The sequence below is a fragment of the Desulfuromonas soudanensis genome, assembly GCF_001278055.1.
Taxonomy (GTDB): domain Bacteria; phylum Desulfobacterota; class Desulfuromonadia; order Desulfuromonadales; family WTL; genus Deferrimonas; species Deferrimonas soudanensis.
In genome coordinates this window covers 2,661,814-2,681,311 of the sequence record NZ_CP010802.1, presented here as the reverse complement: position 1 = coordinate 2,681,311, position 19,498 = coordinate 2,661,814, and the positions used below count along the sequence as shown (strand labels likewise).

22 protein-coding genes and 1 pseudogene are annotated in these 19,498 nt (G+C 62.0%); 16 read left to right on the top strand and 7 right to left on the bottom strand.

Annotated elements, in window-relative coordinates:
- The first annotated feature begins 19 nt into the window (after nt 1-19).
- From DSOUD_RS12050 to gcvPB, 11 genes are all read left to right on the top strand, one after another.
- Nucleotides 20-379, top strand: a complete 360-nt coding sequence (locus DSOUD_RS12050) for a glutaredoxin family protein (protein ID WP_157671859.1) — start codon at nt 20-22, stop codon at nt 377-379.
- Nucleotides 380-479: 100 nt separating this feature from the next.
- Nucleotides 480-1,028, top strand: coding sequence for an NADH peroxidase (locus DSOUD_RS12045; RefSeq protein ID WP_053551244.1), 549 nt, complete (start codon nt 480-482; stop codon nt 1,026-1,028).
- Between the two features lie 250 nt (nt 1,029-1,278).
- Complete coding sequence (locus tag DSOUD_RS12040) at nt 1,279-2,370, top strand: AAA family ATPase (protein ID WP_053551243.1); 1,092 nt, start codon at nt 1,279-1,281, stop codon at nt 2,368-2,370.
- Between the two features lie 99 nt (nt 2,371-2,469).
- Entirely contained in the window at nt 2,470-2,730 is a 261-nt protein-coding gene (locus tag DSOUD_RS12035) for an FmdB family zinc ribbon protein (protein WP_053551242.1), read from the top strand.
- Between the two features lie 167 nt (nt 2,731-2,897).
- Nucleotides 2,898-3,758, top strand: coding sequence for a bifunctional methylenetetrahydrofolate dehydrogenase/methenyltetrahydrofolate cyclohydrolase FolD (gene folD / locus DSOUD_RS12030; protein ID WP_053551241.1), 861 nt, complete (start codon nt 2,898-2,900; stop codon nt 3,756-3,758).
- Nucleotides 3,759-3,830: 72 nt separating this feature from the next.
- Nucleotides 3,831-4,478: a methylenetetrahydrofolate reductase C-terminal domain-containing protein gene (locus tag DSOUD_RS12025; protein ID WP_053551240.1), complete on the top strand. Its 648-nt coding sequence runs from the start codon at nt 3,831-3,833 to the stop codon at nt 4,476-4,478.
- Between the two features lie 13 nt (nt 4,479-4,491).
- Nucleotides 4,492-5,346, top strand: a complete 855-nt coding sequence (locus DSOUD_RS12020) for a methylenetetrahydrofolate reductase (RefSeq protein WP_053551239.1) — start codon at nt 4,492-4,494, stop codon at nt 5,344-5,346.
- 208 nt (nt 5,347-5,554) lie between these two features.
- Nucleotides 5,555-6,652 (top strand): glycine cleavage system aminomethyltransferase GcvT, encoded by a 1,098-nt coding sequence (gene gcvT / locus DSOUD_RS12015; RefSeq protein WP_082351254.1) that lies wholly within the window; start codon nt 5,555-5,557, stop codon nt 6,650-6,652.
- Between the two features lie 61 nt (nt 6,653-6,713).
- Nucleotides 6,714-7,100: a glycine cleavage system protein GcvH gene (gcvH, locus tag DSOUD_RS12010; protein ID WP_053551237.1), complete on the top strand. Its 387-nt coding sequence runs from the start codon at nt 6,714-6,716 to the stop codon at nt 7,098-7,100.
- A gap of 43 nt (nt 7,101-7,143) precedes the next feature.
- On the top strand, nt 7,144-8,493 hold the full coding sequence (gene gcvPA / locus DSOUD_RS12005; protein ID WP_053551236.1) for an aminomethyl-transferring glycine dehydrogenase subunit GcvPA: 1,350 nt from the start codon (nt 7,144-7,146) through the stop codon (nt 8,491-8,493).
- The gene (gcvPB, locus tag DSOUD_RS12000) at nt 8,490-9,944 is read left to right on the top strand and encodes an aminomethyl-transferring glycine dehydrogenase subunit GcvPB (protein WP_082351253.1); all 1,455 of its coding nucleotides are present in this window, start codon (nt 8,490-8,492) and stop codon (nt 9,942-9,944) included. The genes gcvPA and gcvPB overlap by 4 nt, the downstream gene beginning before the upstream one ends.
- 60 nt (nt 9,945-10,004) lie before the next feature.
- Here the strand turns inward: gcvPB and DSOUD_RS11995 are convergent, their stop codons facing one another.
- Complete coding sequence (locus DSOUD_RS11995; RefSeq protein WP_053551234.1) at nt 10,005-10,895, bottom strand: TonB family protein; 891 nt, start codon at nt 10,893-10,895, stop codon at nt 10,005-10,007.
- A gap of 192 nt (nt 10,896-11,087) precedes the next feature.
- Here DSOUD_RS11995 and pta point away from each other — a divergent pair, with 192 nt between their 5' ends.
- On the top strand, nt 11,088-12,089 hold the full coding sequence (gene pta, locus DSOUD_RS11990; protein WP_053551233.1) for a phosphate acetyltransferase: 1,002 nt from the start codon (nt 11,088-11,090) through the stop codon (nt 12,087-12,089).
- A 74-nt stretch (nt 12,090-12,163) separates the two neighbouring features.
- Here pta and DSOUD_RS11985 read toward each other — a convergent pair whose 3' ends face one another.
- Nucleotides 12,164-13,081, bottom strand: coding sequence for a 3-oxoacyl-ACP synthase III family protein (locus DSOUD_RS11985; RefSeq protein ID WP_053551232.1), 918 nt, complete (start codon nt 13,079-13,081; stop codon nt 12,164-12,166).
- Nucleotides 13,082-13,181: 100 nt separating this feature from the next.
- Entirely contained in the window at nt 13,182-14,447 is a 1,266-nt protein-coding gene (locus DSOUD_RS11980) for an acetate kinase (RefSeq protein WP_053551231.1), read from the bottom strand.
- Between the two features lie 298 nt (nt 14,448-14,745).
- On the opposite strand from DSOUD_RS11980, the gene DSOUD_RS11975 reads away from it, so the two are divergent.
- Nucleotides 14,746-14,916 carry a DUF362 domain-containing protein gene (locus DSOUD_RS11975; RefSeq protein ID WP_053551230.1) on the top strand — a complete coding sequence of 57 codons (171 nt, stop codon included), beginning with the start codon at nt 14,746-14,748 and terminating at the stop codon, nt 14,914-14,916.
- A gap of 95 nt (nt 14,917-15,011) precedes the next feature.
- Nucleotides 15,012-15,209 (top strand): twin-arginine translocase TatA/TatE family subunit, encoded by a 198-nt coding sequence (gene tatA, locus DSOUD_RS11970; protein ID WP_053551229.1) that lies wholly within the window; start codon nt 15,012-15,014, stop codon nt 15,207-15,209.
- A 90-nt stretch (nt 15,210-15,299) separates the two neighbouring features.
- On the opposite strand, the gene DSOUD_RS11965 is transcribed toward tatA, so the two are convergent.
- Both DSOUD_RS11965 and hpt read right to left on the bottom strand, forming a co-directional pair.
- Nucleotides 15,300-16,529, bottom strand: coding sequence for a DUF3426 domain-containing protein (locus DSOUD_RS11965; protein WP_053551228.1), 1,230 nt, complete (start codon nt 16,527-16,529; stop codon nt 15,300-15,302).
- Nucleotides 16,530-16,553: 24 nt separating this feature from the next.
- On the bottom strand, nt 16,554-17,081 hold the full coding sequence (hpt, locus tag DSOUD_RS11960; protein ID WP_053551227.1) for a hypoxanthine phosphoribosyltransferase: 528 nt from the start codon (nt 17,079-17,081) through the stop codon (nt 16,554-16,556).
- Nucleotides 17,082-17,265: 184 nt separating this feature from the next.
- Between hpt and DSOUD_RS11955 the strand changes: the two genes are divergently transcribed.
- Complete coding sequence (locus tag DSOUD_RS11955) at nt 17,266-17,970, top strand: DUF1573 domain-containing protein (RefSeq protein ID WP_082351251.1); 705 nt, start codon at nt 17,266-17,268, stop codon at nt 17,968-17,970.
- 22 nt (nt 17,971-17,992) lie between these two features.
- Here the strand turns inward: DSOUD_RS11955 and DSOUD_RS11950 are convergent, their stop codons facing one another.
- Both DSOUD_RS11950 and DSOUD_RS18865 read right to left on the bottom strand, forming a co-directional pair.
- On the bottom strand, nt 17,993-18,559 hold the full coding sequence (locus DSOUD_RS11950) for an ATP-grasp domain-containing protein (protein ID WP_269745874.1): 567 nt from the start codon (nt 18,557-18,559) through the stop codon (nt 17,993-17,995).
- Nucleotides 18,560-18,640: 81 nt separating this feature from the next.
- Nucleotides 18,641-18,936: pseudogene (locus tag DSOUD_RS18865) on the bottom strand (glutathione synthase); the annotation flags it as partial.
- 118 nt (nt 18,937-19,054) lie between these two features.
- On the opposite strand from DSOUD_RS18865, the gene DSOUD_RS11945 reads away from it, so the two are divergent.
- The gene (locus DSOUD_RS11945) at nt 19,055-19,489 is read left to right on the top strand and encodes a ubiquinol-cytochrome c reductase iron-sulfur subunit (protein WP_053551224.1); all 435 of its coding nucleotides are present in this window, start codon (nt 19,055-19,057) and stop codon (nt 19,487-19,489) included.
- The last annotated feature ends 9 nt before the right edge of the window (nt 19,490-19,498 follow it).

The window sequence follows — 19,498 nt, the reverse complement described above, 5'->3', positions numbered from 1 at the left end:
CCATCCCAAGGAGTAGATCGTGGATAAATTTTTCAGAATACTCATCATTTTATTGCTTGCCGGCGGAGTGTGCACCCCGGTTTTCGCGGGGGAGCAAAGCTCCGCACCTGCAGGTCGGGCCAGTATGCAGGGGGAGACCTATCCCAGGGTCGAACTCTTCACCACCGCCTGGTGCGGTTACTGCAAAAGGGCCAAGGCCTACCTGCGCTCCCGAGGGGTCCCCTTTACCGAGTACGACGTGGAGAAGGATTCCGCCGCCGCCCGGCGTTTTCGGATCCTCAATCCCGGTGGCGGTGTCCCCGTCGCCCTGATCGGAGATTTCCAGATCAACGGTTTTAACCCGGCCGCCTACGAGGCCGCTCTCGGCGGCCGGCCCTGAAAAAGGGAGAAATGGGTTGACAGATTCCTCTGCAGACCTATAATCATGACAAATATGGTCATGATTTGCCATGGCAACTTTCAAGGAGGAACGGATAAAGATGAAAAAATTTGTTTGCAGCGTCTGCGGCTATGTCCACGAAGGGGAGGCTCCCCCGGCCAACTGTCCCCAGTGCGGGGTCCCCGCCGGTAAATTCAATCTCCAGGGGGGAGACGTCGCGGCCTGGGCCGATGAGCACAAAATCGGCGTGGCCCAGGGGGTCGACGCCGCGGTTCTCGACGGACTGCGGGCCAACTTTTTGGGGGAGTGCACCGAGGTCGGGATGTACCTGGCGATGAGTCGTCAGGCCGATCGCGAGGGGTACCCGGAAATCGCCGAGGCCTACAAGCGCATCGCCTTCGAGGAGGCCGATCATGCCGCCCGTTTTGCCGAACTGCTCGGAGAGGTGGTCGTCGCCGATACCCGCACCAATCTGCAGAAGCGGGTGGATGCCGAGCATGGCGCCTGCAAGGGGAAAAAGGAGCTGGCGACCCGGGCCAAGGAACTCAATTACGATGCGATCCATGACACCGTCCATGAGATGTGCAAGGACGAGGCCCGCCACGGCATGGCCTTTGCCGGATTGCTGAAGCGGCACTTCGGCGTCTGAGGAGCCTTGTGCGGAGATCTTTCGGGCCGGTTCAGGGATGCTGTATTCCAGCGACTCTGGGCCGGCCCGAATTCTTTTTGGCCAACCGAAAAAGGGCCGCCCGGGGAGAGGCCGGGAAAAAAAGTGCGGCCCCGGCGTTTACGGTATAAAAGTATTGCCGGGCCCGGACGATCTGTGCAATGGTTCGCCGAAAAGGGAGGGATTCCCTTAAAGCATGAGGGGATACGGACAAACCCGAGGAGGCACGCCCATGGCTAGAAAGTTGTTTGTCGCGGCGACGGGACAGAACTGTGGAAAAACGACCATCAGCGTGTCGCTGATGCATCTGGCGCTGAAAAAATACGGCCGAGTCGGTTTCATCAAGCCGCTCGGCCCCAAGATCACGAACTTTGCCGGACGCCAGGTCGACAAGGACGCCGCCCTGATGGCCGGCGTCTTCGGGTTGAAGGACGATATCGCCCTGATGTCGCCGGTGGTTTTGCAGCCGGATTCGACGCGGCGCGTCCTGGACGGTGAAGTCTCCTCTGCAGGGATGCTCGATGCGATCCGCCGGGCGGCCGACGAACTGGAAAAAAACTGCGATTTTCTCATCATCGAGGGGTCCGGCCACAGCGGCGTCGGATCGGTCCTCGGCATGAGCAATGCCCGGGTGGCCAGAGAACTCGAGGCGGCGGTGATGATCGTCTCCGGGGGGGGGATCGGCAACGTCGTGGATTCCGTGACCCTGAACCTCGCCCTTTTCCAACAGGAAGGGGTGAAGGTCAAGCTGGTGCTGGCCAACAAACTGATCCCCGAAAAGCGCGAGACCAGCCTGCGCTATTTGCGTCTGGCCTTTGCCGGGGCCGACTTCGCCGTGGAAGGGGGGTTCAACTATTCGCCGATCCTGGCCAACCCGACCCTGGCACGAATCGCCAAGATTCTTTCCTGCCCCTTGAACGGGAGTCCCGAGGAGGGGCAGCGCATCGTCCACCATATCCACCTCGGCGCCGCTTCGGCGCAGCGGGTCGTCGATCTCCTCGATTCTTCGAGTCTCCTTCTGGTCAACAGTACCCGCGACGAACTGCTGGTCACGCTCTCCTCCCTCTACAAACATCCCGAGTACAAGGATAAGATCGCCGGCCTGGTGATCCCCGGGCTCAATCCGGTGTCGCGCATTACCCAGAAGATCCTCGATGGCAGCCGGATCCCCTATATCCGCACCGAAATGACCAATTCCGAGACCTTCTCGCTGATCAAGGACGATGTCTCCAAGCTGACCGCCGAGGATCAGGAAAAGATCGACCTGATCCGGTCCCTGGCCGACAGCGAACTCGACTTCGAGGCGATCGACGCTCTTCTCTAGGAGGCCGTCTTTCCGGTGAAGCAAGATCCCTGATCCCCCTTGACAAAATCGGCCCAAACTTCTAGATTGGGGGAGAAATTAATCACGGAGGATCGTTCCATGCCGATGTACGAATACCAATGCGAGGCCTGTGGCCTCATTTTCGAAGCGATGCAGAAATTTTCCGATGCGCCCCTCTCCGAATGCCGCACCTGTGGCGGTTCGGTGAAAAAACTTATTTCCCAGACCGGCTTTGCCCTCAAGGGCGAAGGGTGGTATCAGCAGGGGTATGCGTCCGCCGCACCCTCCTCTTCTGGGCCCTCCTGCCCCTCCGCCGGCGCCGGCGGTTGCGGCGGCTGCCCCAAGGCCTCCAACGAATAGGGTGTCGCCTTATTGACGCGAAAAATCCCCGGGGAACCCCCCGGGGATTTTTTTTCTTAAAACTAGGCCGAGCCCCTCCGGATTGAGGTGGGCGGGTCGCCCCTTCTCCTTTACTTTTCACGGACCCTTTCGTATAGTTGTCGGCATTTCTTCAGGAGGTATGCAGAATGGAAAAAATTATTGACGGCAAGGCCATTGCCGCACAGATGCGCCAGGGGATCGCCGAGGATGTGACCGTCCTCAAGGCGGCGGGGACGATTCCCGGCCTGGCCGTGGTCCTGGTCGGTGAGGATCCGGCGAGCCGGGTCTATGTGTCGATGAAGGAAAAGGCCTGCGAGCAGACAGGGATCTTTTCCGCCGAGCATAAACTGTCGGTCGAGACGACCGAGGCCGAGCTTCTCGCCCTGATCGACGCACTCAATGGCGATGGGCGCATCGACGGCATTCTCGTCCAGTTGCCGCTCCCCGCCCATATCGACGAGAGCAAGGTTCTCGAGGCGATCTCTCCGAAAAAGGATGTCGACGGATTCCACCCCTACAACGTCGGCCGTCTGGTGACTGGAAAGCCCCTCTTTCAGCCCTGCACTCCCTACGGAGTCATGAAGATGCTGGAGTACTCCGGTGTCAAGCTCTCCGGCAAGAACGTGGTCGTCGTCGGCCGCTCCAACATCGTCGGCAAACCCCTGGCCCTCATGTGTCTGGCGCAAAACGCCACGGTCACCATCTGCCACTCCCGGACCGTCGATCTGCCGGACCAGGTGCGCCGTGCCGACGTGGTCATCGCCGCCATCGGCCGCCCCGAGATGATCAAGGGCGACTGGCTCAAGGAGGGGGCGGTGGTGATCGACGTCGGGGTCAACCGCGTCGGGGAGAAGAAGTTGGTCGGCGACGTGGAATTCGCCTCGGCCCTCCCCCGGGTCAGCGCCATTACCCCCGTCCCCGGGGGGGTCGGGCCGATGACCATCACCATGCTCCTCTACAACACGGTGGAAAGCGCCAAACGGCGCGCATCCGGCAAAAGCGTCTGACTGGACGGCGCCCGGGGAGGAACGCCTCCGGGCGTCCCCTGATTCTCCACCCCTTCGGCGAGCTGGCTTCCGATGATCATCAGCGAACAGAAAAGCAAGGAAGAACTCCTTCTGGCCCTCGACGGCTGCAAGCGCCTCTTTCTGGTAGGGTGCGCCGCCTGCGCCACGGCCTGCAAGTCGGGGGGAGAGGAGGAGGTCTTCAGGATGCAGGAGTGGCTGACCTCCCTCGGATGCGAGGTCACCGGGAGCCTGATCATCGAGGAGGCGTGCCACATCATGCGTGCCGGGCGCGACCTGCGCCAGCACCGCCCGGCCGTCGAGGAGGCGGACGTCCTGCTGGTTCTCGCCTGCGGCGCCGGGATCCAGTCCGTTTCCTCCAGCACCGACAAGCGGGTGATCGGCGGCCTCAACTCCCTGTTTCTCGGCAACATCCGCCGTTTCGGCCAGTATGAGGAGAAGTGCTCCCTGTGCGGAGACTGCATCCTCAACGAGACGGCGGGGATCTGCCCGGTGACCAACTGCGCCAAGGGGCTTCTCAACGGACCCTGCGGCGGCATGGAAGAGGGGCGCTGCGAGGCCGACCGCGACAAGGAATGCGCCTGGAACGAGATCTACCAGCGGCTCAAGAAACAGGGGCGCCCGGGGGTTTTCGCCCGTACCGTCCCGCCGAAAAACTGGGGGAAGGTTCTCAAGCCCGGTCGTCACCGTATCAAGCCCTAACCCGGCAGGTCCTATGTCCTTGCTTCAGCAACAGCTTTCCGCCGGTCGTTTCGTGGTCACAGCGGAGATCGCTCCCCCCAAGGGGATCGATACCGCCGCGGCCCTGGAAACCGCCCGCGCCCTGCGCGATGTGACGGCGGTCAACGTCACCGACAACCAGGGGGCGAACATGCGCATGGCTCCCCTGGCCATGGCGGTCCTGCTGCTGCGCGAGGGGATCGAGCCGATCCTGCAGTTGACCTGCCGCGACCGCAACCGCCTGGCCCTCCAGTCCGATCTCCTCGGGGCCGCGGCCCTGGGGATTGAAAACCTTCTCCTCCTCTCCGGCGACCACCCCCGCTTCGGCGACCACCCCGGAGCACGCCCGGTCTTCGACCTCGACTCGGTGCAACTGCTGCAGGGGGTCGAAGAGCTCATGGCCGGACGCGACCTGTCGGGGCGTCCCCTTTGCGGTCTCCCCCGGTTTTTCCCCGGCGCGGCGGCGACCCCCGAGGCCGAGCCTTTCGAGCTGATGTTCCAGAAGTACAGCAAAAAGGTGGCGGCCGGCGCCCGTTTTTTCCAGACCCAGGCGGTCTTCGACATCCCCCGTTTCGAGATCTTCATGGACGAGGCCCGGCCTCTCAAGGCGCCGGTCCTCCTCGGGGTGCTTCTCCTCAAGAGCGCCCGCATGGCCCGCTTTCTCAACGCCAACATCCCGGGGGTACGGGTCCCCGAACCTCTCATCGCCCGCCTCGAGGCCGCATCCGACCCGCTCGACGAAGGGGTGGCCATCGCCCGGGAACTGGTGGCCTGCGCCCGTCTCCGCTGCCAGGGGGTGCACCTGATGACCTTGGGATGCGAGGAGCGTATTCCCGAAATCCTCGGATGATGGGGCCATCTGCAAGCTGTTTTTTAGCCACCAAGACAGGTTGGCACCAAGAAAATCAAATAAATCAAAGGATTTACTTGGTGTCTTGGTGCCTTGGTGGCAAAAAACGATTTTCCGACGCCTAAACGTTAATTTTGAACTTGTCCATTATTTGCGTTGAATTGCCGCCGAACGCTGCCAAACTCAACGTTCAATTCAATCTCCGGAGGTGAGGGTGAAAAAGACACCGTTGAATGAGGAACACCGAAAGCTCGGCGGTCGGATGGTCGAGTTCGGCGGCTGGGAGATGCCGGTGCAGTACACCGGGGTCATTGAAGAGCATCTGGCGGTGCGCAACGCCGCCGGCCTCTTCGACGTCTCGCACATGGGGGAGATCGAGGTCAGGGGGGGCGGAGGTCTGGCCTTCATCCAGGAGCTGACGATCAACGACGCCTCGCTCCTGGTCAACGGTCAGGTCCAGTACAGCGCGCTCTGCTACCCCCACGGCGGGGTGGTGGACGACGTCACCCTCTACCGCTTCGATGGCGACCACTACCTCTTCTGCGTCAACGCCGCCAACACCGACAAGGATTTTGCCTGGATGGAGGCAGCCCTCGAGGACGGGGGCTTTGCCGACGTGCAGCTGCGCAACCGCAGCGACGACTTCGCCCAGCTCGCCCTGCAGGGACCGGCCTCCGAGGCAATCCTCACCCGGCTCACCAATACCGACCTGAAGAAGATTCCCTACTACCATTTCTACGAGGGGTTGGTGGCCGAAGTTCCCGTCATCATCTCCCGCACCGGATACACCGGCGAGGACGGCTTCGAGCTCTATTTTGCTCCGGATTGCGCCGAAACCCTCTGGAAGGCCCTGCTGGAAACCGGCGCCGGCGACGGGCTCCTCCCCATCGGCCTCGGAGCCCGGGACACCTTGCGCCTGGAGATGAAGTACGCCCTCTACGGCCACGAACTCTCCGAGGAGATCTCCCCCCTGGAGGGGGGGCTCGGCTGGATCACCAAACTGGAGAAGGCGAGTTTCATCGGCCGGGAGGCCCTGCGGCGCCAGAAGGAAGAGGGAGTTCCGCGACGTCTGGTCGCCCTGACCCTCACCGAGCCGGGGGTGCCGAGAGCCGACTATCCGGTTTACGAAGGCGAGCGTCGGGTCGGGGTGGTGACCAGCGGCACCCTGTCGCCGTCCCTTCGGGTCGGCATCGCCCTGGCTCTGGTCGAACCCGATTGCGCCGTCATCGGCACCCCTTTGCAGATCGGCATCCGCAGCCGCACGGTCGCCGCGGTGGTGGTCAAGCCCCCCTTCGTCAGAAAATAGTCGTTATTCCCGGTCGGACGCTCTCCGTCCCCAAACCCCCAGGTTTCAGGAGGATCAAATCATGGAATTTCCCGAAGAGTACAGGTACACCGAAGAGCATGAGTGGGTTCTGGTGGAGGACCAGTTGGTCACCGTCGGCATCTCCGATTTCGCCCAGGACGCCCTCGGCGACGTGGTCTTCGTCGAGCTCCCCGAGGTCGGTACCCTCCTCGAAGCCGGCAAACCCTTCGGCGTCGTGGAATCGGTCAAGGCCGTCTCCGACGTCTATGCGCCGGTGAGCGGCGAGGTGATCGAAGTCAACGAAGAGCTTCCCGACGCTCCGGAGACCATCAACACCTCCCCCTACGAGGACGGCTGGATGATCAAGATCAAGATCTCCGATGCCGCCGAGCTCGATGATTTGATGGACGCGGACGCCTATCAGGCCTTCATCGAGGAAGAGGCCTGATTCCGCCGCCGGCGCCAGGGCTGTCTGCTTCAAGGAGAAATCCATGCGTTATATTCCCCATACCGCCGAGGATGTCCGGCAGATGCTGGAGACCGTCGGCGTCACCTCCGTCGACGACCTCTTCGCCGAGATCCCTTCCTCCTTGCGTCTGCGGCGCTCCCTGGCCCTTGGCGAGCCCCTCGCCGAGAGCGAACTCCTGAAAAAAATCCGCCGTCTGGCGGCGCAGAATGCCACGGCGGACACCCATGCGTCCTTTCTCGGCGGCGGCGCCTACAACCATTTCATCCCGGCGGTCATCGACCAGCTCATTTCCCGCAGCGAGTTCTATACCGCCTATACACCCTATCAGCCGGAAATCAGCCAGGGAACCCTGCAGGCGATTTACGAGTATCAGACCCTGATCTGCCAGCTCACCGGCATGGATGCCGCCAACGCCTCCATGTACGATGGCGCCTCAGGCTGCGCCGAAGCGGTGCTGATGGCCGTCCGCGCCACCGGCCGCCGCCGAATTCTTCTCTCTTCGGCACTCCATCCCGAATATCTGGCGACGGTGCGCACCTACTGCCGCTATCTCGATCTGGATCTCATCGAAGTCCCCTGCGATGCCGGCGGGGGGACCGACGGCGCCGCCCTCTTGCGGCTCCTCGACGACCGGACGGCGGCGCTGGTCAGCGGCTATCCCAATTTCTTCGGCGTGATCGAGGATCTCTCCGCGCAGGCTGCGGCCGTTCACGCCGTCGGCGGCCGGCTGGTGACGGTGGTTCAGGAGCCGATCGCCCTGGGACTCCTCAAAAGCCCGGGCGAACTCGGGGCCGACATCGTCGTCGGCGAGGGGCAGAGTTTCGGCATCCCCCTCTCCTATGGCGGCCCCTATCTCGGCTTTTTCGCCGTCCGGCAGGGGGATATCCGCTCCATGCCGGGACGCCTGGTGGGACAGACTTGCGATCGGGAGGGGCGGCGCGGCTTCGTCCTCACCCTGGCGACCCGCGAGCAGCACATCCGCCGCGAGAAGGCCACCTCCAATATCTGCTCCAACCAGGGGCTCTGCGCCCTGATGGCAACCATCTATCTGGCGCTCCTCGGCAAGGCCGGAATCCGCGAGGTGGCAGGCCATAACCTCGCCAAGGCCGAATATGCCAAGGGGAAAATCGCCGCGCTCCCCGGTTTCTCCCTCCCCCTTTCGGGGACGACCTTCAACGAATTCGTCGTCGAGGCCGACGAAGGGGCCGCTGTCGTTCTGGAGCGCCTCGAAAAGGAGGGGATCCTCGGCGGCATCCCTTTGCAGCGCTATTTTGCCGGGATGGACAAACGTTTTCTGGTCTGCGTGACCGAGCAGAACAGCCGGGAGGAGATCGATGCCCTGGTCTCGGCCCTGGCGGGAGGCAAGCAATGAAGAGTCTCGGAACCCAGGGGCTGATCCTCAACGAAAAGCTCCTCTTCGAACATTCCGATGCGGGGCGCAAGGGGTACAGCCTCCCCCGGCTCGACGTCCCCCCGGCCCGACTCCCCGCCGCGCTGGTGCGGGAGGAGGTTTCCGGTTTTCCCGAACTCTCCGAGGTCGACGTGGTGCGCCACTTCACCCGGCTCTCCACCTGGAACTACGGGGTCGATTCGGGATTCTACCCCCTGGGGAGCTGCACCATGAAGTACAACCCCAAGGTCAACGAGGTCGCCGCCCGCACCCCGGGGATGGCGGCGGCCCACCCCTCGACCCCCGACCACCTCAGTCAGGGAGCGCTGGCATTGATGCACGACCTGCAGGAGGCTCTCGCCGAGATCTCCGGATTTCCGGCGGTGACCCTGCAGCCGGCGGCCGGCGCCCACGGCGAACTGGCCGGGATGCTGATGATCCGCGCCTGGCACGAGGCGCAGGGGAATAGCCGCAAAAAGGTGCTGATCCCCGACACCGCCCACGGCACCAATCCGGCCACCGCCGCCCTCTGCGGTTACGAGGTGGTGCCGATCGCCTCCGACGGCGTCCTTTCGGCCGCTGCCGTGGCCGCAGCCATGGGCGGCGAGGTGGCGGCGCTCATGATCACCAATCCCAACACCCTCGGTCTTTTCGAAGCACAGATCCGGGAAATCTGCCAGATCATCCATGACGGGGGGGGGCTGGTCTACTGTGACGGCGCCAACCTCAACGCCCTGATGGGGATCGCCCGTCCCGGCGACATGGGGATCGACGTCATGCACTTCAATCTGCACAAGACCTTTTCCACCCCTCACGGGGGAGGCGGTCCCGGCTCCGGGCCGGTGGGGGTGACGGCGGTCCTCGCCCCCTTCCTGCCGGTTCCGGTGGTCGTCGAAGAGCAGGGTACCTACCGCCTCGAGGTCGACCGGCCCCTGTCCATCGGCCGGATGAAGGCTTTTGGCGGTCACTTCGGGATCATGGTCCGTGCCTGGGCCTACATCCGCAGCATGGGGGGAGAGGGGCTGAAGCGGGCCAGCGAGATGGCGGTGCTCAACGCCAACTACATTCGCGCCCGCCTCGAGGGGACCTATCATCTCCCCTACACCGCCCGGTCGCTGCACGAGGTGGTCTTCTCCGATCGGGATCTCGGAGGCAACTGCCATACCCTCGATCTGGCCAAGCGCCTGATCGATTACGGTTATCATCCGCCGACGATCTATTTTCCCCTGGTGGTCAAGGGGGCGATCATGATCGAACCGACGGAGACCGAGAGTAAGGAAGTCATCGATGAGTTCTGCGACGCCATGCTCTCCATCGCCGCCGAGGCCGGGGAGAATCCCGATTTGCTCCACCAGGCGCCGAAAAAGACCCGGGTGGGACGCATGGACGAAACAGGCGCCGCCCGCAAGCCGCGACTGAAGTGGGAAAAATGACCATAAAAAGGGGCTCCGTAACGGAGCCCCTTTTTGCTTCTGCAGAGGCGATGGCCTCGTTTAGTAAATGACCCGCCGCGACAGGCTGTAATTGAAAAAGGCGAAGATGTTGAGGATCTCCCCCGAATAGGCGCGGGGGAGGCTGCCGTAGGGCGCTCCCCGGCGAACGGCGGCCACCGCCTCGTCGTCGAGGATCTTGGAACCGGTACTCTCCAGGATCCTCACCTGCTGGACCTCTCCGGCGCGGGTGATGGTGATCTTGAGGAGGCAGGTCCCTTCTTCCCGGCGTTCGGCGGCTTGTCCGGGGTAGTTCCAGACGTTGTAGATGTTGTTGCGAAAGCGCTGGAAAAAGGAGATCAGGACATCCTTTTCCGTGTCGAGCCAGACGGCGTTCCCCTCCTCGACGTCGGCGCGGTATTTCTGCCGCCAGTCCTTTTCGAGTCGGGCCATGGTCGCTTCGGGGAGTTGCAGCAGCGACTTGCTGTCGAGGAGCGGCACCGGGGTCGGAGGGGTCTCCAGGGCGGTTTGGCTCTTTGCGGCCCCCGACTGCGGACCCTCTCCCGGCGGCGCCTGGCTGACCGGGACAGAGGTCTGCGGGGCGGTGCGCTGCGGTCTGGCCCTGGGGGCCGGAGGGACCGGGGCGTCGGGGCGCTGGTCCTCTTCGGCATCCCCCTTGGGGGCGGTCTCCTTGAGGACCGTCTGGTCCTCGGGGCCGAGACGTTTGGCGGGCGTTTCCCGGGGACGGTCGGTTTCCGGACGCAGCGGCAGATCGAGTTCCCTTTCCCGGGGCTCGGACGGGGCCGGGCGCATCTCGACATAGACGGGTTTCTCGTCCGGTTGCGGCGGAAAGAGTTGCAACTCCGGCAGCAGATAGACCAGCAGCAGGTGCAGCAGAAGCGAGAGGGTGATGAATCCCGCCAGGAGCAGATTGTGTCGGTTGTCCAGATCCATGAATCGACGCCGTCGGGGAGCGGTTAGGAAATTGTCGCCATTATACATGACAGGGGAGGGGAGGCGCTAGAAATCATCCCCGTTTTCTTCCGGGCCCTTCCGTATACGGAAGTGAAAGGAGTTGACCGCCTCGGAGCCATCGGGTATAAGGAGTGTTCGAAATCAAATCCTGTTTTGGAGGAGGTATCTGTTATGCATTTAGTGGATCAGATCAAGGCCAAGGCCCGCAAAAACCTGCAGACCGTGGTCCTGCCCGAGGGGTACGACGACCGGATGATCGAGGCGGCAGGGGAAGTTGTCAAGGACGGGCTGGCCAGGGTTGTGCTTCTCGGCAGCGCCGATGTGCTCAACGCCCGGGCCCGGGAGCTCGGCGCCTCCCTCGACGGGGTCACCCTTCTCGACCCCAAAACCTCGCCGAAACTCGAGGCCTATATCGACGAACTCGTCGAGCTGCGCAAGAAAAAGGGGCTCTCTCGCGAGGAGGCCAGGGCTCTTCTGGTCGGGGAAGACAACCTCTATTACGGCTCGATGATGGTCAGGCTCGGGGATGCCGGAGGCGCCGTCGCCGGAGCGTCCAATACCACCGGCGATGTACTCCGTGCAGCCTTTCAGGTGGTCGGCACCTCACCGGGGATGAAGACCGTCTCCTCGGTCTTTCTCATGGTCACCAAAACCCCCGAGTTCGGCGAGAACGGAGTCCTGCTCTTCGCCGATTGCGCCGTCAACCCCAATCCCGACGCCCAGGCCCTGGCGGAAATCGCTCTCTCCACCGCCCGCAGCTGCCAGAGCTTTCTCGGTGTTCCGGCCCGGGTGGGGATGCTCTCCTTTTCCACCAAGGGGAGCGCAGCGCATGAAGACGTCGACAAGGTTCTCAAGGCGCTGGAGATCGCCAAGGCGATGGATCCGTCCTTGCAGATCGACGGCGAACTGCAGGCCGATGCCGCCCTCCTTCCCAAGGTCGGAGCCAAGAAGGCCCCCGGTTCTCCCGTGGCCGGCAAGGCCAACACCATCATCTTCCCCACCCTCGATGCCGGCAACATCGGCTACAAGCTCGTCGAGCGTCTCGCCGGGGCCGAGGCCGTGGGTCCGATCATTCAGGGATTGGCCAAACCGGTCAACGACCTCTCCCGCGGTTGCTCGGTCCAGGACATTGTCAACGTCTCGGCGATTACCGCAGTGCAGGCCCAGGGATAGCTGCCGGTCCTCTTCGATTATTATCAGATACAATTTGCAAAGGCCGGCGGGGTTTCCCGCCGGCCTTTGCCGTTTCAGACCCGGCGCAGCAGGGAGCTGGCCCAGGAAAGCCCGACGCCGAAGCCGCAGATGGCGATGGTCCGCGCCGTCCCGTCGAACTCGTTTTGCAGCAGGATCGGGATGGTCGAGGAGACGGTATTGCCGTAGTCCTGGGTGGCGTAGGGGACCTTTTCGGCGGGGAGGCCGAGTTTGGCGGCAATGGTGTCGACGATGATCTTGCTCCCCTGGTGGATGAGAAAGCGGTCGATCTCCTCCAGGGCGATGCCGTTTTTGGCGGCCATTTCCCGCAGGTCGTCGGGGACGACCTTGGCGGCGAAGTTGAAAATGGCGCGGCCGTTCATGAACAGGGTGCTGTCCCGGCAGATCAGCTTTTGGTACTCGCTCCCCAGGGTGCCGAAGGTGGAGCGTCCGGTCACAAATCGGGGATGTTCCGAGATCAGGGTGACGGCGGCGCCGTCGCCGAAGAGGAGGGTGGTGTTCTTATCCTGGGGATCGACGACCTTTGAGTAGGGGTCGGCGGTGAAGAGAAGCCCCCGCTTCATTCCGTTGGCGGCCATGAAGGCCTGAAAGACGGAGAGGGCGTAGACGAACCCCGAGCACCCCAGGGAGATGTCGAAAGCGGCGCAACGGGAGGGAAGCCCGAGTTTGCCGTGGACAATGGCCGAGGTGTGAGGGATGTTGTAGTCGGGATTCTGGGTCACCACCACCACGGCCTCGATCTCCTCCTTGTTCAGGGAAATGCGGCGCTGCAGGTCCTCGAAGGCGGAAAGGCACAGATCCGATGTCTCCTCCTCGGGGCTCTTGACCGAGACCCGGCGCACCCCGATCTTCTCTTCGATGAAAAAATCATCGATGCCGAACTGGCTCTTCCGGTCGTAGTTGGAAATCCTCCCGATCGGGAGGTAGGTGCCGATTTCTTCGATGCCGAGCATGGACAGGTTCTCCGCAGAGGGGTGAAAAACCGCTGAAAACGAAGGGAGACCGACGGTCAATCCGCCGATCCCCCCGATTTCGCTATCGGTTCCGCAGTGGTTACTTGCGCTGAAAATCGGTTCCGCTGAAGGAATAGCGGAAATTCATGTGATCGGTATAGGTCCCCTCGAGAATGCCGACCACGTCTTCGGTGAAGACGAGCTCCTCGTCCGTCGGGATGACGAAAACCTTCACCGGCGATTCGGGGGTTGTGATGACGCTCTCGCGCTTGCGGGTCATGGTGTTCTTGTTCTTTTCCTTGTCGAGAATAATCCCCATGAATTCAAGGCCTTCCAGGGCTTTTTCGCGAATCAGCCACCCCATTTCTCCGACGCCGGCGGTAAAGACCACGGCATCGAGGGCACCGATGGCGGCGGCGTAGGAGCCGATATACTTTTTGAGGCGGTATCCCTCGATCGCCAGGGCCAGGGTGCAGCGCGCGTCCCCGTTTTCGCTCCCTTCGATGACATCGCGGCGGTCGGTGTACTGACCGGTGATCCCGAGAACCCCTGATTTCTTGTTGAGGATCGAATCGATTTCCTTGGGGGTGTACCCTTCCTGCTCCATTATAAAGGCGGGAATGGCCGGGTCGATGTCGCCGCAGCGGGTCCCCATGACCGCGCCTTCCAGGGGCGTCAGCCCCATGGAGGTGTCGACGGACACGCCCCCCTTGATGGCGCAGTGGGAGACGCCGTTGCCGATGTGCATGGTGATGATGTTGCAGTCTTTGGGATCTTTGCCGAGCAGGACTGCCGCTCTTTTGGAAACATAGAGGTGGCTTGTGCCGTGGAATCCGTAGCGCCGCACCCCGTATTTTTCGTACCACTCGTAGGGGAGTGGGTAGGTATAGGCGTGGGCCGGCATGGACTGGTGAAAGGCCGTGTCGAAAATGGCGATGTGCGGCACGTCGGGAAGGACAGCCTTGGCCGCCTCAATCCCCGAGATGTTGGGGGGGTTGTGCAAGGGCGCCAGGTGCTGAACCCCTTTTATGGCGTCGAGAACGGTCTCATCGATGAGGACCGAACAGGTGAAATGTTCACCGCCGTGGACCACGCGGTGGCCGACGGCGGAGATCTGGCTCATGTCCTTGACGACGCCGTGAGTGCTGGCCGTCAACGTTTTGATGATCAACTGGACGGCAATGCGGTGATCGGGGCATTCATATTCTTCGCGATAGGTTTCCCGTCCGGGAACCTCATGGATGATGAACGAATCGCCGATGGTGACCCGCTCGACCATCCCCTTGGCGACGACTTCCTTTCGCTTCCAGTCAAAGAGCTGGTACTTGACAGAAGAACTGCCACAGTTCAATGCAAGAATATCCATGAAACAATAACCTCCTCCAGTTTTGGTCAGGGGTCAGGCGGCACCGTAAGCTTTTTGAAATACTGTTTTGATGCCCAGCTGAAACCCATAATAATCAAAGCGGGTTTTCCCGAAAAAACCCGCCCTGAGCGGAAATGAGTCTTGGTAAAAATGTTATAAAAGACTATAGGAAGACACTGGTATTTGCAAGGATTTTGTGCCCTTCCTCTGCTGTTTTGGGGGTGGACAGCATTTTGGAAGTAGTATAAGATGCTCTTTCGAAAAGACCAGATTTTCCACCATGAAGGAGGTGATTCCCTTGGCTTACACCATCAATGACGAATGTATCAACTGTGGCGCCTGCGAACCCGTTTGCCCCGTCACCGCGATCAGCGAAAAAGGCGATGTCCGTGTCATCGATGCAGGAACCTGCATCGACTGCGGCGCCTGCGTCGACACCTGTCCGGTGAACGCAATCGAAGCACCCTGATTCAGGTCCGGGAGCGGCCCCTGCGGCCGCTCCCGGTTTGTCTTGCCTACGCGGGCAGTTGCCGGCCTCATCCATGATCGGGGCGGGAGGATTTTATGTTCGGACTCGGTTCCACGGAATTGATCATAATTCTTGTTCTTGTGCTGGTTATTTTCGGTGCCGGCAAGCTCCCGGAAATCGGCGGCGCCCTCGGCAAGGGGATCCGCAGCTTCAAAAAGGGGATTTTGGACTCGGACGCCATCGACGTCACGCCCAAAACGGAAGAGAAGGACGAGGAGAAGGAGAAGAAGTAAGTCTCCTGCCTTGGTCGTTTGCTCCGGAGTGAAAAGAAAAAGCCGCACAGGGATGTGCGGCTTTCGTCGTTTTAGCGCCGGGATTTGTCTTTACTGCTTGGAACCGGGCTGGGACGAGCTCACCTCGGTGGCGAATTCGGCCAGTTCCGCAGGGAGATTTTTGAAAACGATGGCAAAAGGGATCGTTTTTCCCGGTCCCACATTGAGATTGGAGAGGGAGTCGCCGAACTGGTTGCTCATGCTCTCCTCGATTTTGGCAAAGGGCCATTCCTGCAGGACCTGGTCGTCGAGGGGATTGCCGCAGTAGGCCGTCTGCTGGATCAGGGCCTGTCCGCTCTTGCTGTAGAGTGTCCCCTTGACGGCAATGGCCGAGCGGGCCTCGGAGTATTCGTTGACGGCCTTGCCGCGTATGACGAAGAGTTGCCCCTCCGTCCTGTTGGCGACGAAAAAGCCGCTCACCGCCGTCAACTTGATCTGTCCGGCTTCTGCCGCCGGGATCTTGCGGCCGGTCAGCCGAGCGAGCAGCTGCTCCATATCCAGGGATTTGCCGGACCAGACAAAATAGCCCGCCGCACCCCCGAGGATCAGAAGGAGCACCAGGAGAAAGACGGTCAGGCCGGTCATCGGACCCTTGGGGCGGCTGGCGGGCGGAGGCGTTACGGCGCTGGGTTTTCGTCTTTTCTCTGTATTTTCAACATCTTGGACCGAATTGACGCCCTGTCCTGCCGGCGCGGCCAGGGGCGGCGGTTCGTTGAGATTTTCCTCGAGGTCGGATTCAAAGTCGAAGGAGGTGTCCTCCCCGCCGCCGAAATCGAAATCGTCCGCCGGCCCGCCGACGTCCGGACTCGCCCAGGAGGGGGCGTCGTCCTTTTCGGCAAAGGGGTTGTCGGCGTCGAGGGAAAAGTCGTCATCCGCGGCCCCGGTCTCATCCTGGTCGAAGGAGAAGTCTGCAGCAGCGCTCTCGTCGCCGCCGAAGGAGAATTCGCCTCCGGTCTCTGTGTCGAGGGAGAAATCGTCGGTATCGGGGGTCGGTTCGAAGGAGAAATCCAAATCCCCGCCAGCCGCTTCGGAGGGCGGGCCGGCGGCAGGAGAAGACTCGACACCGAAGTCGAAATCTCCTCCCTGCCCGGCGTCGAAGCCACTGAAGTCGTCCTGGCCCGGCTCGGAGATCTCTTCGGCGGCGGGCTCCGGTTCACTCGGGGGGGGCATGACGGTGAAAATATGCTGGCATTTGGTGCAGCGGACCTTGACCCCCCCGGACTTCAACTTGTCGTCGGCAAGCTTGAAGCGGGATTGGCACTCGGTGCATTGGATAATCATGTAGCTGTCTCCTTTGGGCCGGCTTCAGGGGCCTTCCACAAGGTAGATGTCCGGAAGATTGCGGTAGCGCTCGTCGTAATCGAGGCCATAGCCGATGATGAAGCCGTCGTCCATGGTGATGCCGACATAGTCGGGCTCAATGGCGACTTCCCGCCGGGCCTTCTTGTCGATCAGGGTACAGATTTTCAGGGAGCGGGGCCCCCGCTGCATCAGGCGATGGTAAAGGGTTTCCAGGGTCAGTCCGCTGTCGACGATATCCTCAACGATGATGACGTCCCGTCCCCTGATGGGCATTTCGAGGTCCTTGCGGATTTCGACGATTCCCGAGGACTGGGTTTCCGATCCGTAACTGGCCAGACGAACGAAATCGACGACGAGCGGCGAGGTGATCGAGCGGACGAGATCGGCGATAAAAAGAAACGAGCCCTTGAGGACGCCGACCAGGAGGACTTCCTGATCCCGGTAGTCGTGACTGATTTCGGCGGCGATGCGATGGACCTGACTGGCGATCTGTTCCCTGGAGTAGAGCAGTTTTAAAATGGGGTCGGACATGAGGTAAATCCTGAGGTAAGATGTCGAAGGTTGCGGGGTATTCTATAGCAAGTTGAGCAATCTGTGTCAATTTATTCGGCAGGACGCAAAGGATTGTTCCCGGCGCCGAAGCCGTGGTACTATCGCTGTCGTTAACATCTTGAATTTCTGTCATCCCCAGGGATGGAAAGGGACAGGTCAGACGATGAAGAGAACGCTCTGCGGCCTACTGCTTTTGCTCCTATTGCCTGCTCTACCGGTCTTGGCCGCGACTCCCAGGCTGGTGGCCGAGGCGCCGGATTTCAATTTCGGCCAGATCTATGCTGGACAGAAAGTGGAGCATACCTTCACTTTTCTCAATCAGGGAGATGCCCCCCTGGAAATCGAGCAGGTGCGCAGTTCCTGCGGCTGTACCGCGGCGCTGGTCTCCGTTCGCTCCATCCCCCCCGGCGAGCGGGGGGAGATCCGGACCACCTTCGACTCGAGCCGCTTCCGCGGGAATGTGGTCAAGACCGTGACCCTCTACTCCAACGACCCCGCTCAGAAGACGGCCCAGTTTCAGTTGCGGGGGATCGTCAGGCAGGAGATCCTGCCGGCTCCCGAGCGGATCAACCTCGGGACCATGATTCCCGGGGCCTCCCGGGAGGTGCAACTGACCCTGACCAACCAGGGGAGCCGTGACCTCCTCCAGATCTCGGCGCAGGCCACCCATCCGGACCTCAAGGTCTCCCTCGGGGCCACCCGCCTCGGCCCCGGCGAATCCACCCTGGCCACGGTCACCGCCACCCCGGGGACCTCCACCACCAGTCTGAACGCCTATATCCTGATTCGCGACATCGCCGCCGGAGCCGCGGAAATCCGCGTACCGGTTTCCGGTGTCGTGCAGGAGGCGCCGGTTCCGGTTCGCTAAAGGCGAAGGAGGCCGCCGGCCTTCAGGGTCGGCAGCATCCTTCCACATAGTCGATAACCTTTTCCTCCAGGCGCTCATTTCCCAGGTCATTCATCTCCCGCAGGCAGGAGGGGCTGGTGATGTTGACCTCGAGGACATGGCTGCCGACGATATCCACTCCGGCCAGATGGATCCCCTCCCGGACCAGCCAGGGAGCCAGGCGTGCACAGATGTCCCGGTCCCCGGCACTGAGTTCGCAGGGGACGCAGCGCCCGCCGGCATTGACGTTGGAGCGGAAATCCCCCGCTTTCGGCACCCGCCTGATCCAGCCCAGAATCTTTCCCCCCAGCAGCAGGACCCGTTTGTCTCCGCCTTCGATCTCCGGCAGAAACCGCTGCCCCTGCACGAAGCGACTGCCGCCGGCGGTCGCCTGCCTGAGGAGGAGATGGCGGTCGGGTTCATCCCTGTCGAGGGCAATGATCCCCCGTCCGCTGCAGTCCGTCAGGGGTTTGACGACGATGCGTCCGGTGCGTTGGAGGAAGAAGTCGAGTTCCTCCGGTGAGCGGGTCACGAGCGATTCCGGGGCAAGTCCCGGAAAGTGGAGGGGAATGAGTTTCTCGCAGAACTTTTGCAGGGCCCGGGCGGGATTGACCTGCAGTACGGTCTCGGGGAGCAGGTCGAGGAGGTAGGTAGCATGCAGGTAGGCCTCGTCGACCGGCGGGTCCTTGCGCATAAAGACGGCGTCTGTTTGAGCCAGGGGGATGTCGCAGAGAGGGCCGGTCGTGAAGAGTTCGACCCCGGGTTCAAAGACAACGGGGCGGCAGCGCCCCGGGGAGATCCCTCCTCGAGGCGCAGGTCGTCGAGGGTGCAGAACAGGACCCGGTGCTCCCGGGCCAGTCCCTCCCGCATCAGCGCCAGAGAGGTGTCTGTGGGTGGATCGAGGCGCTCGGGAGGGTCGAGAATAAAGACAAGAGTGAGACGGCGCATGGTTTTTGTCCTGCCGGTTGGTTGTAACAGGCCTGTAACCGTTTATAATCTATTTCGTTTTGATTAAGTTTGCAACCTGCCGCTCAGGCATTGCCTGCCGGCGTTGACAGGAGGTCCGATGGAAGAGGGTCCGATTTCGCCGTCACGGCGGCGGTTTTTTTTGTCCCTGCTGCTGGCCGGAATCGGGGCGGTTCTGTCCGCCGCCGCCCTCTGGCCCCTGTGGCGCTACCTCTCGCCCCGTGCCGGAAGAGGGGAGGAGGAGAAGATGGCCATGGACCGGAATCTGGTGCCGGTCGGCGGCGCCCACTTTTTCCAGTTCAGCGGGCATCCGGCGGTGTTGCTGCAGAATTCCCCCGGCAGTTTTCTCGCCTTCTCGGCGGTCTGCACCCATCTGGGCTGCATCATCCAGTGGCAGCCGGAAAAGGGGGAGTTCCTCTGCCCCTGTCATGCCGGGCGTTTTTCCAGTACCGGCGCAGTTCTCGCCGGGCCGCCGCCCAAACCCCTGGAATCGATTCCGGTCACCCTTTCGGGAGACCAGGTCCTGGTCGGATAGGAGAGGGAC